General features: G+C 79.3%; 1 protein-coding gene. It reads left to right on the forward strand.

What is annotated here, in order from left to right; all coding sequences use genetic code 11:
* Positions 1-966, forward strand: a 966-nt coding sequence (locus AB4Z14_RS22045) for an HNH endonuclease signature motif containing protein (protein WP_442277113.1), incomplete at both ends; no start/stop codon positions are given.

The following is a 966-nucleotide window of genomic DNA, read 5'->3' on the forward strand; positions in this document are numbered from 1 at the left end:
GTACGGCGCGCTGGCCGGCATCGAGGCCCACCAGGTCGACGCCCTCCCGGTCGGGGCCCTCGCCCGGGTGTCCGCGCGGGTCTCGCCCGAGCGGGTCGTCACCGAGGAGATCGCCCTCGCGACCGGTGTCGGCGCCGGGGAGGTCGCCCGCCGGCTCTCCCTGGCGACCGCGCCCCGCCGGCACCGGGTCGTCCTGAACGCGCTGCGCGACGGTCGGCTGTCGCTGCACCGGGCGCTGCAGGTCGCCTCCGACACCGCCCAGCTCCCGGACGCGGACGTGACCGCCGTCGCGCAGGCCGTGCTCGCCCCGACCCGAGACGGGCAGCCGGTGCCGCAGCGGACCTTCACCGCCCGCCTCCGTCGGGCGGTCGCGTCGGTCGACGCCCGCGGCGCCCGCGGCGCCCAGGCGCGGCACGCGCACGCCAGGGCCCGGCGCGGGGTGTTCGGCCGGCTCACCGACGACGGGATGGGCTGGCTGACCGTGACCACCGACGCCGCCAGCGTCGCCGCCGTCATGGACCGCCTCGAGACCACCGCCCGAGGGCTGCGCGGCGCGGGCGATGCCCGCAGCCTCGACCAGCTCCGCGCCGACCTCGCCACCCACGCCCTGCTGCACCGACCGGGCCACCCCGGGGCAGCACTCCCTGCGGCGCCCGGACACGCCGTCGATGCGGCCCTCGGCACAGCATCCGGGAACGCCGTCGACCCGGCGCCCCGGGCGGCGTCCGGAACCGTGCCCGGCGCCATCTCGGGTGGGGCGGCGGCGCTGGCGTGGATCGTCGTCCCGTTCGAGGTCGCCACCGGCGAGGCCGACACCGCCTGCGAGCTGCCCGGCCACGGCTGGGTCACCGCGACCCACGCCCGCGAGATCATCACCCGCCCCGGATCCGTCTGGGCCACCCTGCCCGTCGAGCTGCCCACCGGCCGGGCCCTGTCCCGCCCGACCCGCAGCTACCGCCCGACCCG

Origin of the sequence: Terrabacter sp. 2TAF16 (assembly GCF_052115065.1) — a bacterium.
Classification (GTDB): Bacteria; Actinomycetota; Actinomycetes; order Actinomycetales; family Dermatophilaceae; genus Terrabacter.